Source organism: Ralstonia sp. 1138, from assembly GCF_040544795.1.
Classification (GTDB): domain Bacteria; phylum Pseudomonadota; class Gammaproteobacteria; order Burkholderiales; family Burkholderiaceae; genus Ralstonia; species Ralstonia flatus.
On the sequence record NZ_JBEPKQ010000005.1, the window covers coordinates 191,638 to 207,594 of the forward strand.

The 15,957-nt window shown below is 62.2% G+C and carries 11 protein-coding genes and 2 tRNA genes; 1 reads left to right on the forward strand and 12 read right to left on the reverse strand.

The window, feature by feature from the left end; genetic code table 11:
- Positions 1–13: 13 nt before the first annotated feature.
- On the forward strand, positions 14–706 hold the full coding sequence (gene lepB, locus ABIC76_RS21480; protein WP_027681386.1) for a signal peptidase I: 693 nt from the start codon (positions 14–16) through the stop codon (positions 704–706).
- Positions 707–784: 78 nt separating this feature from the next.
- Here the strand turns inward: lepB and ABIC76_RS21485 are convergent, their stop codons facing one another.
- The 12 genes from ABIC76_RS21485 to ABIC76_RS21540 form a co-directional block, all read right to left on the reverse strand.
- Positions 785–2,725 carry a SurA N-terminal domain-containing protein gene (locus ABIC76_RS21485; RefSeq protein ID WP_206273680.1) on the reverse strand — a complete coding sequence of 647 codons (1,941 nt, stop codon included), beginning with the start codon at positions 2,723–2,725 and terminating at the stop codon, positions 785–787.
- A 157-nt stretch (positions 2,726–2,882) separates the two neighbouring features.
- Positions 2,883–2,959 (reverse strand) — tRNA-Asp (locus ABIC76_RS21490).
- Between the two features lie 45 nt (positions 2,960–3,004).
- A tRNA-Val gene (locus tag ABIC76_RS21495) sits at positions 3,005–3,080 on the reverse strand.
- Between the two features lie 67 nt (positions 3,081–3,147).
- Complete coding sequence (locus ABIC76_RS21500) at positions 3,148–3,420, reverse strand: HU family DNA-binding protein (protein WP_102067277.1); 273 nt, start codon at positions 3,418–3,420, stop codon at positions 3,148–3,150.
- Positions 3,421–3,578: 158 nt separating this feature from the next.
- Positions 3,579–5,993, reverse strand: coding sequence for an endopeptidase La (gene lon, locus ABIC76_RS21505; RefSeq protein ID WP_027681384.1), 2,415 nt, complete (start codon positions 5,991–5,993; stop codon positions 3,579–3,581).
- A 170-nt stretch (positions 5,994–6,163) separates the two neighbouring features.
- Complete coding sequence (gene clpX, locus ABIC76_RS21510) at positions 6,164–7,438, reverse strand: ATP-dependent Clp protease ATP-binding subunit ClpX (protein WP_009238059.1); 1,275 nt, start codon at positions 7,436–7,438, stop codon at positions 6,164–6,166.
- Between the two features lie 192 nt (positions 7,439–7,630).
- Positions 7,631–8,278: an ATP-dependent Clp endopeptidase proteolytic subunit ClpP gene (gene clpP, locus ABIC76_RS21515; protein ID WP_024975598.1), complete on the reverse strand. Its 648-nt coding sequence runs from the start codon at positions 8,276–8,278 to the stop codon at positions 7,631–7,633.
- 41 nt (positions 8,279–8,319) lie between these two features.
- Positions 8,320–9,663 (reverse strand): trigger factor, encoded by a 1,344-nt coding sequence (gene tig, locus ABIC76_RS21520; protein WP_102067278.1) that lies wholly within the window; start codon positions 9,661–9,663, stop codon positions 8,320–8,322.
- A gap of 244 nt (positions 9,664–9,907) precedes the next feature.
- Complete coding sequence (gene mnmC, locus ABIC76_RS21525) at positions 9,908–11,926, reverse strand: bifunctional tRNA (5-methylaminomethyl-2-thiouridine)(34)-methyltransferase MnmC2/FAD-dependent 5-carboxymethylaminomethyl-2-thiouridine(34) oxidoreductase MnmC1 (protein ID WP_354535181.1); 2,019 nt, start codon at positions 11,924–11,926, stop codon at positions 9,908–9,910.
- Positions 11,927–12,002: 76 nt separating this feature from the next.
- Positions 12,003–13,163, reverse strand: coding sequence for an aromatic ring-hydroxylating oxygenase subunit alpha (locus tag ABIC76_RS21530; protein WP_147215868.1), 1,161 nt, complete (start codon positions 13,161–13,163; stop codon positions 12,003–12,005).
- A gap of 97 nt (positions 13,164–13,260) precedes the next feature.
- A complete protein-coding gene (locus ABIC76_RS21535; protein WP_354535182.1) occupies positions 13,261–14,073 on the reverse strand; it encodes a siderophore ferric iron reductase in 813 nt (270 codons plus the stop codon).
- Positions 14,070–15,956, reverse strand: coding sequence for an IucA/IucC family protein (locus ABIC76_RS21540; protein WP_354535183.1), 1,887 nt, complete (start codon positions 15,954–15,956; stop codon positions 14,070–14,072). Before ABIC76_RS21540 ends, ABIC76_RS21535 begins: the two co-directional genes overlap by 4 nt.
- Between the last annotated feature and the right edge of the window lies 1 nt (position 15,957).

A 15,957-nucleotide genomic window follows, 5' to 3' on the forward strand; every position in this document is an offset into this window, starting at 1 on the left:
TCGGGCGAACACCATGAAGCTTCTGGCAAGCGGGCTACGCGCAGCGCGCGACAACAAGCGGTTCCTGGTCGGCATGTCGCTGCTCTTTGCGTTCCGCGCCTGCATTGCCGACTGGGCAGTCGTGCCGAGCGGCTCAATGAACCCCACGCTCATCGAAGGTGACTACATTTTGATGAACCGGTTGGCCTACGGGGTGCGCGTGCCGGCCACGACCGTCTGGCTCAAGCGCGGCAGCGAGCCGAAACGCGGTGATGTCGTCGTCTTCTCCTCCCCCGAAGACGGCACGAAGCTGGTGAAGCGACTCATCGGGCTGCCCGGCGACGTGGTTGAAATGCGTGACGAAGCGCTCTACATCAATCGTGAGCGGATTGCCTATGCGCCGCTGCCAGACGTCGCACCCGGCACGTTGCCGCAAGCAACGGCGACACTGCCGCACGAACTCTGGTCGGAAGCGCTACCCGGCCGCGAGCACACCGTGATGGTCTTGCCGGAGGTGCGTGCGCTGCGCAGTTTCGGACCCATCACCGTCCCGCAAGACCATTACCTCATGCTGGGCGACAACCGCGACAACAGCCGAGACTCACGTTACTTCGGCCTGGTCCCTCGCAAGAACCTGATCGCGCGCGCTTCCCACGTAGCCCTGTCGTTCGACCCTGACCACTGGTACATGCCGCGCGTCGCGCGCATCGGCAAACCGCTGGACTAGTCGGCAAAAAAAAGGCAAAGAAAAAGCCCCCTCGTTGTAGAGGGGGCTTTTTTGTCTGGCTAGTCGCAGGACGCGGTATCAGTCCTCTGCCGTATTGGCAGGTTTGCTGGTGTCGACCGCGCTGCTGTTGATCTTCACCTTCGAGCGCGCCTTCAGCGCTTCGTAGTAGGCGTTGAACTCCGTCTGGCCTGCCGCTTGCGCCAGTTGCTGTGCATCGGCAGTGCGGCGCGCCTCGTCCACATTGGCCGGCGGCAGCACCTTGTTGATGCGATACAGCGCGTAGCCCTGGGCACCGAGGTCGACGCCGATGGTGACCGGCAGCTTGGTCGCATCCGCACGCAGGATCGCCGTCAATGCTGCCGGCGGCGTGCCCTGCGCCTGCTGGCGCGAGAGGGTCTGTGCAGCGTTGAAACCATCGGCGCTGTTGCTCTGCTTCACGGCGGCCAGCTTTTCTTCGCCGGCCTTCTTTGCCAGCGCAGCCGCTTGCTCGGCGATCACCTTGGCCTTGACCTGTTCCCGCACGTCGGCCAGCTTCTTCACCGTGGCCGGGCGATACTCCGCCGCGCGCGCTGCAACCAGCGTGGTCGGACCTACCTGGATGGCGGCCGTGTTGCGGTGGTTCTTGATCACGTCGTCAGCGAACAGCGCCTTGAGCACCTTGTCGTTGCCGATGGGGCTGCCGGACTGCGCCGGGCTCGGGGTGCGCGTCACGTTGTCGGCCGTCTGGATCTGCAGCTTGAGCTTGTCGGCCACCGGCTTCAGGCTGTCGGACTGGTCTTCCACCGTGTTGGAGAACGCGTCGGCCAGCTCCGAATACTTCTTGTTGGCGAGCTGCGTACGGACTTCACGCTCAAGCTCGGGCTTGACGGCTTCCAACGGCTGCACGCCGCCGCCCTTCACTTCTTCCAGCTTGATGATGTGGAAACCAAAATCGCTTTGGACCACGTCGCTGATGTCGCCCGGCTGCTTGAGCGCAAACAGCGCGTTCTCAAACGGCGGCACGGTCGCGCCCTTGCCGAGGAAGCCTAGCTCGCCACCCTGCGCGGCCGAACCCGGATCGCCCGAGTACTTCTTGGCCAGTTCGGCAAAGCTCGCGGGGTTCTTGCGCACTTCGGCCAGGACTTCTTCGGCCTTCTTCTTGGCGGCGTCCTTGTCGGCAGGCTTGGCGTTGTCCGGCAGCTTGATCAGGATGTGAGCGGCGCGGCGTTCTTCCTGTGTCTTGAAGCGCGCAGCGTTCTGATCGTAGTACTCCTTGATCTGCTCGGGCGTGACCGGGATCTGCTTCATCATGTCCTCGCCCGAGAACACGACATACTCGGCCTTGACTTGCTCCGGCACAGAGAATTCCTGCTGGTGCGCATCGTAGTAAGCCTGGATGGCCTTGTCGTCCGCATTGACCTTTGCAGCGTAGTCGGCCGGCTTGAACAGCAGCGTCTGGACTTCGCGCTGCTGATCGCGTACCTGGATCAGGCGCTCCACCAGCGACTTCGGCACAAACGCCGACGACACGATCGATTGCGGAATCTGTTGCTGCGACAGCTCGAAGCGCAGATTGCCTTCCAACTGCTCGGGCGTCATGTTCTGCGCAGCCAGCAGTCGTACGTAGGCTTCCTGGTCGAACGAGCCATCCGGCTTGCGCAGCGCTGCCACAGCGGGAATCTGCAGGATGGTGTCGCGAATCTTGTCGTTCGAGATGGTCAGGTTCGCACGCGTAACCTCATTGGCCAGCACGCGTTGCTGGATGATGCCGTCGAGCACGTCACGGCGCATCTGCGGACCTTCGAACTGGCGCGGATCATATTGCGCGCCAAGCATCTGGCGCAGGCGCTCCGTCTGCTCGCGCACGCGCGCGTCGACTTCGTTGGTGGAGATGACCTTGCCGTCGACCTTGGCTGCGTCATGCGAGCTGTCCATGAAGCTCGAATAACTCTGCACGCCGAAGAACACGAACGACGGGAACACCAGAATCAGCAGCACCAGAAACATCAAGCGCCGATGCGTACGTACGAAATCAAGCATGCTGGACCGGAGGTGAATGGAAGATGGAAAATCCGGCGATTCTATCAGGTGCCGCCGACATTCCGGACAATCGCGGCGCAGCGCACAGGCAAGACCTGCAAGCATTCGCCGCTGAAAAGACAAAGGCCCGAACGAATCGGGCCTTTGTACAGGAATCTGGCGGAGCGGACGGGACTCGAACCCGCGACCCCCGGCGTGACAGGCCGGTATTCTAACCGACTGAACTACCGCTCCAGATTGGGTTGGACTACCCCGACGCGTGAGCGGCAATACGAACGATGGTGGGTGCTGAGAGGCTCGAACTCCCGACCCGCGCCTTGTAAGGGCGCTGCTCTACCAACTGAGCTAAGCACCCGTTCGTACTGCCGGCGTGAGCCGGACTGTCCGGCGCCCGTGTTGTCACCCACGAGCACCAAAGCCCGCTAGTTTAGCGCATCTTTCAGCGCTTTGCCAGGTTTGAATTTCGCAACTTTACCGCCTTCGATCGTGATGGCCGCTCCCGTGCGTGGATTGCGCCCATTACGCGAAGAGCGCTTGCCGACCAGGAACGTACCGAAGCCGACCAGCGTGACCGACCCACCGTCGCACAACGCATCCTTGATGCCGTCGATCAGCGCGTCGATGGCGCGCCCCGCCGCGGCTTTTGACATGTCTGTCTGCGTCGCCACATGGTCGATGAGATCTGTTTTATTCATCGTGCCACCTCCCCGAACACCCGCTCAGTGTGGATTCATTAAAGTGGCCGTCAATCGACGTGTCAAGGCGAAGAACTGCGTGCTACACGTCGTAGCCTGTGCAAAGAAAAAGGGCCCGAACATGTCGGGCCCTTCTTCAACCTTCGCAGGCTACGGTGTCAGTGATGCACCATTTCCTGCGACTTGCCGTCGTCGCCCTTGGCCGGCGCAGGCTTGGCTTCCTCTTCCGGCAGCGGCTCGGGCTTACGCACCAGCGCCAGCTCCAGCACCTTATCGATCCAGCGCACCGGTTGGATCTCGATGCTGTTCTTCACGTTGTCCGGAATGTCCGCCAAGTCCTTGACGTTCTCTTCCGGAATCAGTGCCAGCTTGATGCCGCCACGGTGTGCAGCCAGCAGCTTTTCCTTCAAGCCGCCGATCGGCAACACCTCGCCGCGCAGCGTGATTTCGCCGGTCATTGCCACATCAGCGCGCACCGGAATTCCGGTCAACACCGACACCAGCGCCGTCGTCATCGCAATACCTGCCGACGGGCCGTCTTTGGGCGTCGCACCTTCGGGCACGTGGATGTGGATGTCGCGCTTCTCGAACATCTCATCCTTGATACCCAGGCGCGCCGAACGCGAACGCACCACCGAGCGCGCAGCCTCGACCGACTCCTTCATCACGTCGCCCAACGAACCGGTGCGGGTGATGTTGCCCTTGCCCGGCATCAGCGCGGCTTCGATGGTCAGCAGATCACCGCCCACTTCCGTCCATGCCAAACCGGTCACCTGGCCAACCTGATCTTCCTTGCCGGCCAGACCAAAGTCGAAGCGACGCACGCCGAGGAATTTGTCCAGGTTGTCCGAATCCACCTTCACGGACGTGCCGGCTTCCTTCTTCAGCAGCAACTGCTTGACCACCTTGCGGCAGATCTTCGAAACCTCGCGCTCTAGCGAACGCACGCCAGCTTCCCGCGTGTAATAGCGGATGATGTCGCGCAGCGCGGCTTCAGTCACCTCGATCTCGCCTTCCTTCAGACCATTATTCTTGATCTGCTTGGGCAGCAAGTAGCGACGGGCGATGTTGACCTTTTCGTCTTCCGTGTAGCCCGACAGGCGAATCACTTCCATCCGGTCCAGCAACGGCGCCGGGATGTTCAGCGAGTTCGACGTCGCCACGAACATCACATCCGACAGGTCGAAGTCCACTTCGATGTAGTGGTCCTGGAACGTGTGGTTCTGTTCCGGGTCCAGCACTTCGAGCAGGGCCGACGACGGGTCGCCGCGGAAGTCCGCACCCATCTTGTCGATTTCGTCCAGCAAGAACAGCGGGTTGCGCACGCCGACCTTGGTCAGGCTCTGCAGAATCTTGCCGGGCATCGACCCGATGTACGTACGGCGGTGACCGCGAATCTCGGCCTCGTCACGCACGCCACCCAGCGCCATGCGGACGAACTTGCGGTTCGTTGCACGCGCCACCGACTGCCCGAGCGAGGTCTTGCCGACACCCGGCGGCCCCACGAGGCACAGGATCGGCGCCTTCAGCTTGTCCACGCGCTGTTGCACTGCGAGGTACTCAAGGATGCGTTCCTTGACCTTCTCCAGGCCGTAGTGGTCCTGATCCAAAACCTGCTCGGCATTCGACAGGTCGTTGTTGACCTTGCTCTTCTTGCGCCACGGCAGACCGACCAACGTGTCGATGTAGTTGCGCACGACCGTTGCCTCGGCCGACATCGGCGACATCAGCTTGAGCTTCTTGAACTCGGACTCGGCCTTCTTCTTGGCCTCCTTGGGCATGCGGGCGGCCTTGATCTTCTTGTCTAGCTCTTCGAGATCGGCGCCTTCTTCGCCTTCGCCCAATTCCTTCTGGATGGCCTTAACCTGCTCGTTCAGGTAGTACTCGCGCTGGCTCTTCTCCATCTGGCGCTTGACGCGGCCGCGGATGCGCTTTTCCACCTGCAGGATGTCAATCTCGCCTTCAAGCTGCGACAGCAGGCTCTCCAGACGTTCGGTCACGTTGAACATCTCGAGAATCTTCTGCTTCTGCTCGAGCTTGATCGGCAGATGCGCAGCGATGGTGTCAGCCAGACGACCCGGCTCGTCGATGCCCGACAACGAAGTCAGGATCTCCGGCGGGATCTTCTTGTTCAGCTTCACATACTGATCGAACTGCGACACGATGGCGCGACGCAGCGCCTCGGTCTCAGCCGATTCGGTGGGTTCCGGGCCGACGGGCACGGCTTCGCAGAAAAAGTGCGATTCGTCGTCGGTGACGGAGAGGATGTTGGCGCGCTGCGTGCCCTCAACCAGCACCTTCACGGTGCCGTCCGGCAGCTTCAGCATCTGCAGAATGTTGGCGATACAGCCGACCTCGTACAGATCCTTATCGGTCGGCTCGTCCTTGGCGGCGGTCTTTTGCGCCACGAGCATGATGCTCTTGCCCGCCTCCATCGCAGCTTCCAGCGCCTTGATGGATTTGGGGCGCCCCACGAACAGCGGAATCACCATGTGCGGAAACACCACCACGTCACGCAGCGGCAACAGCGGCAGGCGAATCTGCTCAGCGGGTAAAAGTTGGGTTCCGGACATTATTTTCCCCAGAAAGTCATGTAAGGGCTAAATTGGGCACAGCGACGGTTTTACAAGACCGCTGCTGCAAGTCGCATGCCGACCCGGTTTCCCGAAGCAAAAAAAGCCGCTCGCGAGCGAACGGCTTCCTGCATGGGACGCATACGGCGCATCCCGGCCGGGCATTCGCGTCAGTTGGAACCTGCAACCTTGGGTTGCTCTTCGTAAATCAGCAAGGGCTTGCCTTCGTCGGAGATCGTACTTTCATCGATCACCACCTTTTGCACACCCTTGTGGTTGGGGAGGTCATACATCACATCCATCAAAGCGTGCTCGACGATGGAACGCAAACCACGCGCCCCCGTCTTGCGCTTGATCGCCTTGCGGGCGATTGCCGTCAGCGCGCTCGGACGAATTTCCAGCTCCACCCCTTCCATTGCCAGCAGCTTCTGGTACTGCTTGACGATTGCGTTCTTGGGCTCGACCAGAATTTCCATCAAGGCAGCCTCGTCGAGCTTGGCCAGCGTCGCCACCACGGGCAGACGGCCGATCAACTCGGGAATCAGGCCGAACTTGATGAGATCTTCCGGCTCCACTTGCGGCAGCACTTCGCTGACGTCGCGTTCTTCCTTGCTCTGCACTTCTGCACCGAAACCGATACCGGTCTTGTCAGAGCGCTGCATGATGATCTTTTCCAGACCGTCGAATGCGCCACCGCAGATGAACAGGATGTTGGTCGTATCCACCTGCAGGAAGTCCTGATTCGGATGCTTGCGGCCACCTTGCGGCGGCACCGAAGCCATCGTTCCTTCCACCAGCTTGAGCAATGCCTGCTGCACACCTTCCCCAGAAACGTCCCGGGTAATGGAAGGGTTGTCAGACTTGCGCGAAATCTTGTCGATCTCGTCGATGTAGACAATACCGCGCTGGGCCTTGTCCACCTCGTAATTGCAGTTCTGCAGCAGCTTCTGGATGATGTTTTCGACGTCCTCGCCCACGTAGCCGGCTTCGGTCAGCGTGGTGGCGTCGGCGATGACGAATGGCACGTTCAACAGACGCGCCAGCGTTTGAGCAAGCAGGGTCTTGCCCGAGCCAGTCGGTCCGATGAGCAGGATGTTGCTCTTCGACAGCTCGACATCGTCCTTCTTGCCGAGATGCTTCAAACGCTTGTAATGGTTGTAGACCGCGACCGCCAGGATCTTCTTGGCTTGCTCCTGACCGATCACATATTGGTCCAGGCTTTGGCGGATTTCATGCGGTGTGGGCAGATCGGACTTGACCGCCAGACCACCTTCCTTTTCGGAGATGGCGGCTTCGTCCCGGATGATTTCGTTGCACAGGTCGATACATTCATCGCAGATGAAGACCGAGGGGCCGGCAATCAGTTTCTTGACCTCATGCTGGCTCTTGCCGCAAAACGAGCAGTACAGCAGCTTTTCGCCAGTCGAGCCTTTCTTGTCCGCCATAACGATTACCAGTAGTTCTTGGCAGCATCATACGCCAAATTATCTGGCGACGATCCGCAGGTGTTGTTCTAAGCAAAAACGAGGCGCGAAGCCTCGTTTTTGACACCGCTTGACATGTTTCGTGCGGTTAGCCGGTGTGCCGTAAAACGCACCAGCCACCATCTACACACATCGACGCATTACATCGACACTTCAGCGCTTCGCGATAACCTGATCGATCAGACCGTATTCCTTGGCCTGTTCGCTGCTCATGAAGTTATCACGATCCGTGTCGCGCGCGATCTTATCGACGGGCTGACCGGTCGCCTCCGAGAGTACCGTGTTCAGACGCTCGCGCAGATACAGAATCTCGCGTGCCTGGATCTCGATGTCGGAGGCCTGGCCGCGCGCACCGCCCAGCGGCTGGTGAATCATGATGCGCGAGTTCGGCAGCGCCAGACGCTTGCCCTTGGCACCGGCCGCGAGCAGGAACGCGCCCATGCTGGCCGCCATGCCCATGCACAGCGTCGACACGTCGGGCTTGATGAACTGCATCGTGTCGTACATCGCCAGGCCGGAAGAAACCGAACCACCCGGCGAATTGATGTACAGCGAGATGTCCTTGTCCGGATTCTCGCTTTCCAAAAACAGCAACTGTGCCACCACGAGGTTGGCAGTCTGGTCGTTGACCTCGCCCACCATGAAGATCACTCGCTCCTTGAGCAGGCGCGAGTAGATATCGTAGGCGCGCTCGCCGCGGCCCGACTGCTCGACCACCATCGGCACCAGACCGAGCCCCTGCGTTTCGAGCGCGGAAGCCTGGGTACGGGCAAGTTGGTCGATCAGTTCATTGCGGATCATGCGGTTCTCCGGTGCTTATTTCGGAAACTCTATCGATCGAATCAGCCTTGCGCCGGCGTGGCGGTCAGCTCTTCGAACGACACGACCTTGTCAGTGACCTTGGCCTTGTCGCACACAAAATTTACCACGTTGTTTTCGAGCACGTAGGCTTCCATCTCGGCCAGGCGCTGTTGGTCGCCGTAGTACCAGCGGATGACTTCCTTCGGATCTTCGTAGCTCTTGGCGAACTCTTCGATTTCAGCCTTGATCTGCTCCGGCTTGGCTTCCAGGCCGTTTGCCTTCACCACTTCGGCCAGCACCAGACCCAGCTTCACGCGGCGCTCTGCTTGCTGCGTGAACATCTCAGCCGGGATCGGCATGTTCTTGGCGTTCGGCATGCCGCGCGATTCGAGATCGCGGCGGGCCATTTCGACCAGGCGCTCCTGGTCTTGCTCGACCAGCGACTTCGGCACGTCCAGCTCTGCCACCTTCAGCAGCGCTTCCATGACTTGGTCCTTCAGCAGCGCGTGCGTGCGGCGCTTGACTTCTCGCTCGAGGTTTTCGCGGATGTCGGCGCGCATCTTGTCGAGATTGCCGTCGGCGATGCCCAGCGATTGGGCGAAGGCTTCGTTGACTTCCGGCAGGTGCGCCCACTCGACTTGCTTGAGCGTGACGGTGAATTCGGCCGTCTTACCGGCAACATCCTTACCGTGGTAGTCCTCGGGGAACGCCAACGGGAATTTCTTCGACTCGCCTTGCTTCAGGCCCAGGGTGGCTTGCTCGAACTCGGGCAGCATGCGGCCTTCGCCCAGCACGAAGCTGAAGCCTTCAGCCTTGCCGCCCGCGAATTCCACGCCGTCGATCGTGCCGACGAAATCGACCGTCACGCGGTCGCCGTTCTGTGCAACGGCTGCACCGCCGTCACCGTGCTCGCCGGCTTCGCCGCGCGGATGGTAGTGCACGCGCTGCTTGCGCAGGATGTCGAGGGTCTTGTCGATCTCGGCGTCGGTGATTTCGGTCTTGGTGCGGGTCAGTTCCGCGCCGGCCAGATCGCCGAGCTTCACTTCCGGATACACCTCGAACGTCGCGTCGAAGGCGACTTGATCGTCAGCCACGCCTTCGGTCTTCAGTTCGAAGCGCGGTTGGCCGGCAACCTTCACACCCTGCTCGTTCGTGATGTCGAAGAACTGGCGGGCAGCCTTGTCGTAGCGCACTTCGAATTCGACTTGTTGGCCGTATTGCTTCTCGACCATCTTCATCGGGACCTTGCCCGGGCGGAAGCCGGACATCTTGACGGTCTTGGACAGACGCGCCAGACGGCTTTGCTTCTCTTGCTCCACTTCGGCCTTCGGGACAGCCAGGGTCACTTTGCGATCAAGCTTGCCGAGGTTTTCGATAGTCGACATGGTCGTAATTCCAGATTCAGAAGATGGTTGCGTCGAACGGCGCAGCGCCAGCAGCAGCCGTGGTTCAAAGTTCTTGGTGTTGCCGGGCTTGCAGGAATGCGGCGCGAGGGCCGCTTGACTGCACAATGCACGGCACAACGGGCGCGTTCAGGCTGGCAAACGCAAAACGCATATTATGGCATGGAACGTTCGGCGGCCCTGATTTTTTGGGTCGGAACGCTAGGAAAACCCTTCAAACCGCGTGTTAATCCAGCGGTTCCGCGGCTTCGTTTTCCGGGGGTGTTGCGCCCTGCCCTTGATGGCGCCCATGCTGCAACGCACGCAGAACAAACCGGCCGGGGTCAAGCGCCGCGGCCAGGTCGGATTCCAGCGGGAGCGGGCCACCGTCGATCTGGGCCGCCAGCAACTCTGCGCCCAGTACCGACCATGTGAGGCCTCGCGAGCCATACGCAAGTGCTGCATACAGCCCGGCAAGGCGAGGCAGTTGCGCATGCGGACCTCGCAGACGGAAGCCGCGCGCCGTGGCCGCCGCCTCATCCACCAGCGGGCCGATTAACGGCAACCGATTGGCCGAGACGCACCGCACACCGACATACCCCTGCAGTTGCGCCGGGTCGAGCTTCGCCAGCGCGCCAGATTGCTGCGGCTGCAATCCGGTCAGCCGCCGGAGGTTGGCGGCATGATCGGCGACACGCTCCGTCAGGTCGAATTCACCCGGTTGGAATGAGGAGCCTATGCGAACCGAACGCGCGCCCGGCTCGGCAGGCAGCAGATAGCCATCGCCGCAAACAACGACTTTCGGCCATGCGAGGCCAGCTTCCAACCCGGTGACGGGCACATCCGTGAGTTGACCGCGCACCGGCTTGAGCGATGCGGAATTCAGTGGTGCCAGACGTGCCGCACCGAGACTGCTGGCCAGAACGATGACCGGCGCACTCGCAATCACAGCGCCCTGCGCATCCAGCGCCTGCCATTGGTCGCCGTCTTGGCGCAGCGATTCAACGTGCGTGTTCCAGCGTGCATCGACTGCCGCACCGGCAGCGGCCAGATTGGCGCGGCAAATATCCGGCGGAGCGACCCAGCCCGCTTGCGCAAACCACCAGCCGCCCTGCGGCACGCTGGCGCCGACGCGTTGCGCGGCCTCCTCTACATCGAGCCAGTCGATGTAATCAGTCGGATAGCCGAGCGTTTGCACGATGCGTTGCTGCTCGGTGGCGTCATCGGCGTCTTCAGCCAGCTGCAGCACGCCGGTGCGCTGGAAACCTGTGGCGAAGCCGGCGCGATCGAGCGCGTCCCAGTGGCGGCGCGCAAGGAGGTTGCCTGCGCGCGATAGCCGCGACAGCACGCTGTCGTCGACGGATACGTGCGGATGCATGGCCGCTGCACGATGCGCCGACGTGCCGCGCGCGGGGCCGTCGTTTTCGTCGATCAGGGTGATGCGCCAGCCGCGCGACGCGAGCCGCTCCGCAACGGAACAGCCCGCCAGCCCGGCGCCCAGCACGATGGCGTGACGCTGGCTCCAGACTGGTGCTTCCACCGGCCCGCGCCGCGTGCGCCAATGGGTCGGGAATTGCGCGACGGTCATGTCGCGCTTGCTGCCGAAACCCGGCGCCTTGCGCACCTCGAAGCCGGCTTCCTGCAAGCCGCGTCGCACGAATCCGGCGGCGGTGTACGTCGCCAAAGTCGCGCCGGCACGTGCTACCCGCGCAAGCTGCTTGAACACGCGCGGCTGCCACAGATCCGGGTTTTTTGCGGGAGAGAAACCGTCGAGATAAAACGCGTCGGCAGCGCACGAGAGTTGCGGCAGCGTCTCCATCGCATCATCGAGCAGCAGTGTGAGCGTGACGCGGCCGTCGTCGAAGGTCAAACGATGCACGCCGGGCACCGGCACGGGCCATGATCGACGCAGCATCTCGGCCAGCGGCGCCAGCACGCCGCTGGCCGGATGCACCATCGACAAGCCCGCGCGATCGAATGGATGCTTCTCGATCGAGACGAAATCGAGCCGCGCACAACGCTGCGGATCGTCGCGCCATGCGGCCCACGTGGCGAGGAAATTCAGGCCCTGACCGAAGCCGGTTTCGACGATGGTGAAGGCGCGCTTGCCGCGCCATGCGCCCGGCAAGCCGTTGCCGCCCAGGAAAACGTGATGCGCCTGCGCCAGACCACCTTCGGAGCTGTGATAGACGTCGTCGTACTGCGCGGAGAACGGCGTGCCGTCCGACGTGAGCTGAGGCGTGGCGAGAACAAGGCCGCGTGGCATGAAACACCCTGGGAAGAAGCGGCGAATTGTAACGCCGCCCCTTCCCTGCGCCTTGATCTAAAGCAGCGGCTCTGCGTTACACGTCGGCGACGGGCAGCGTGCCCATCACGCGCCGGTACCACGCGTGGAAGTGCTGCATGCCGTCTTCGAGCGGCGACTGGTACGGCCCGGTTTCCGACACACCGCGCTCCATCAGCGCACGGCGGCCGGCATCCATGCGTTCGCCAATCTCGTCGTCCTCGATGCAGGTTTCCATATACGCAGCGCGTTGCGCTTCGACGAATTCACGCTCGAACGCGGCGATCTCTTCCGGGTAGTAGAACTCGACCACGTTGACGGTGTCTTGCGGCCCTTTCGGATACAGCGTGGAAAGCACGAGCACATGCGGATACAACTCGATCATGTGGGTCGGAAAATACGTCACCCAGATCGCGCCAAAGTCGGGCGGTGCGCCGCGGCGATAGTCCAGCAGTCGATCGTGCCACGCGCCGTAGATATCGGAGCCCGGCTGGCTGAGCGCCTCGTTGATGCCCACGCGCTGCATGCTGTACCAGTCGGCGAACTCCCATTCAAGGTTGTCGCAGGTGACAAAGTGGCCGAGGCCGGGGTGGAACGGCGCGACGTGGTAATCCTCCAGATAGACCTCGATGAACGTCTTCCAGTTGTAGTTGCACTGGTGAACTTCTACGTGATCGAGCACGTAGTCACCAAAGTCGAATTCCGGACGCGCGAACAGCGGCGCCATATCGCGTGCCGGATCGCGCGGGCCTTCGAACAACAGCCCATGGCAGTTGCGAAGCGTGAAGCGCTGCAGGTTCTTGCATGGCGTGCTGGGAAACTGCGGCGCGCCGATCAGTTCACCGTGGTCTGTGTACGTCCAGCGGTGCAAGGGGCAGACGATATTGCCGCCGGCCGTGCGCAAGTTGCCGGTGGCATTGGCGGGGCCGCGCACATTGCCCGTTTCACCGCCAAGAATCAGCGCCTGCCGATGCCGGCAGACGTTCGACATCAACTCCACGCCGCCGGCGTTGCGAACCAGCACGCGGCCGCCGCCTTCCTGTGGGAGGCGGCGCCAATCGCCGGATTCGGGTACGGCTTTTTCGCTGCCCACGTAGCAGGCAGAATGCTTGAAGATCGTTTCGAGTTCGCACGCGAACAAGGCGTCATCAAAGTACGCGGCGACGGGCAATTGGGTATGCGCTGGCATCACGTGCGCCAGGCGTCCGACATCGGTCATCGGAGAATCTCCAACACGGCGTGGCGGGCGGTTTGACGCGGGGCCAAACCACATCCGCCCCATCAGGTATCGGGGGAATGTGCTCGCGCGGGGATGTTCAGCCCGCTTCCGCCACCAGGCGGGCGATGCGGGCGTCCAGCGAGAGCTTCGGACATGTGCTGCACTTCTCTCCGTCGTGACGGCGGAAATGGTGACAGCAGACCTTGCGGTCGAGGGCGAGTGCGGACGTGCCGTCTCGGGCGCGATAGGCAAAGAAGCCGCATCCGCCGGAGATGCCAAGATGCGCGAGCCAGTCTTCCCCGGCTGCTACCAGGTCCGCATCGGACAACGGCACATGCGGACGCACGGCCATGAGGGCGCCAAGCACGCACTCGGCTTGCAGCCGATCGGCAGCGCGATCGTGTAACGAGACCATCGGTTTCAGCGCACGACGCATCGCCGCGCAGAACGCGCGCAGCTCAGTGGCGGCGACTTCCCTTCGCGCAGCAAACGTCCCCTCGACCGGCACCTGCGCAGGCAAGTGCAGGCCGCTCGGAAAACCGTTCTTCACCGGCTGTGCAAGACCGGACAGCCTGGGCACAGGCGCATCCAGATGGACTGCAATCACGCAGAGATAGATCGGCTGCCAGATGGCCAGGCCCCAGCATCGCAGGGCGAGGTAATGCGCGCCGGCTTCCGGATAGGCACGCGCCCAGTGGTCGCACAGGGCGCGCAATGCATCGTCGTCTCCGAGACGCAGCGCGCCCGCCGGTGCCGCACGGCCCTGCTCACCGCGCAGGCTGGGCAGGACGCGCTGCGCCGCCGCCCATACACGTGCGAGATCCGGCGCAGGCGATGGCCGCCAGGCTACCGCCGTGGCGAAGCCCGGCCCGCTGGCGTCTTCAACGAAGGCGCGCATGCCGTCCGTCATGCAGCCGCTTCCACTGCTTCGGCCGCTGCAATGGAACGGGCCTGCGCAGCACGGCGGAACTTGGCGATCGGGTTGACCAGGTTGCCGGCCATCTTCAGGCTCGATGCCGGGTCGGCCAGATTCACCATCTGCACGTTGTTGCCCAGCTGCAGGCGGTTCAGGCACGAATGCAGGAACTCGGGGACGAACATGTCGTAGTGGGCATACTTGGCGGCGCGTTCCGGATGCGCGTCCTGGTAGTCGTACACGCAATCGGCGACCGCACCCCAGAACTCGTCTTCTGTGCAGCAGCCGTTTTCCACCAGCACGTGATTGATGTGGCGCAGCACACCATCGAACACGTCGATGAAGATGCCGAGCAGTTTGAAGTTATCCGGCACCTCCACGGCCAGGCGTTGCACGCGCTCGGGCAGCCATTCGCGCGCCTTGATTTCCAGGATGGCCGATTCCTCGGCAATGTCTTTCATGATGGCGCGCACGGGCACGTGGTTGTCGATCACGAGGATGAGGTTTTCGCCATGCGGCATGAAGCTCAAGTCGTGTGCATAGAAGCAATGCAGCAGCGGCGTGAGATACGCCTGCAGGTATCGGCGCACCCAGGCCAGCGCCGGCAGGCCGGAGCGCCGGATCAGTTCCGGCATCAGCGCAACGCCGTCCTTGTCGACATGCAGCAATGCGGCCATCGTCATCAGGCGTTCCCCCGGTTGCAGCAGTTGCAGCGGGTTCTCGCGCCACAGCGCCGAGAACATCTTCTTGTACGGCGTATCTACGGGAATCGCCGCCTCGTAATAGAAGTTACGGAAGCCGATGGCTGCCACTTCCTGCAGGATCGTGAAGCCGTTCTCGCGCAGGAAGGCATCGCCCGACACCAGCGCCTTGATGAATTCGTTGATGGCGGGCGTGCCTGACATGTAGTACGGCGACAGCCCGCGCATGAACCCCATGTTCAGGATCGACAGCGAGGTCTTCACATAGCGCTTGGTGCGATCGCTCGTGTTGAAGAACGTCCGGATGGATTGCTGCGCGATGTAGTGATCCGCGCTGTAGTCGAGGCAGATGATCTTGCGCTGTGCCACGTAGCCCGCGAACGCGATGGACAGCTTGTTGAACCACTGCCACGGGTGCGCCGGCATGAAGTGATAGTCAGCCGGGTCGACGCCCTTCGCAGCCACCTGGCGGGTGAATTCGTCGACCGTGTCCTGGCCCAGCTCTTCGGCCAGCAGCTGCGCGTAGTCGAGCGTGGACAGCGTCGACGGTGTGGCGTGGTCCTTGTGCACAGCCAGCCAGATTACGCGGATGTCGGAGCCGGCCTCCGGCGCATAGGCCTGGTAGTCGACGGCGTTGAAGCCGAGGCGTCCGTTGTTGGCGACAAAGCCCGGGTGCCCTTCCATCATGGCGACCTCGATGGTCTGGAAGTCGGTGGCATCGGCCAGTTGGGCGCTGCTTGGCGCGTCGGCCTTCATGCGCTTGTAGGCGCTGCCAAAGAGCGTGCTGCTGATTTCGTCAAGGTAGATGGGGAGCAGGTCGTCGCGGATGCCAAGGCGCTGCCGGCATTCGATGATGAACTGCAGCGCATCCAACGGTTGCTCAGCGCCATCGACCAGGCGGCGAATCGACTCCGGCCGGATGAACCAATGGCGCAGTGCCAACCGCCGCGCCTCAAACTGGTAGCAGACCTTGCCGTCGTCGGAAAACACCTGATACAGCGCGAAGCCGTTGGCCGCATCTTTCACGTGTTCGGGTTCGAGGATGATCTCGTGCGCATATTCGGCAATGGCCTTGCGCAGCAGCAGCCGATTGGCCTGTGCCCACACTTCGGGCGTGAGGTGGGCGGCGGCCTGTGCCGGGTGTTGGGAGAGCTGGTTCTGGAGCGTCACGTTCATG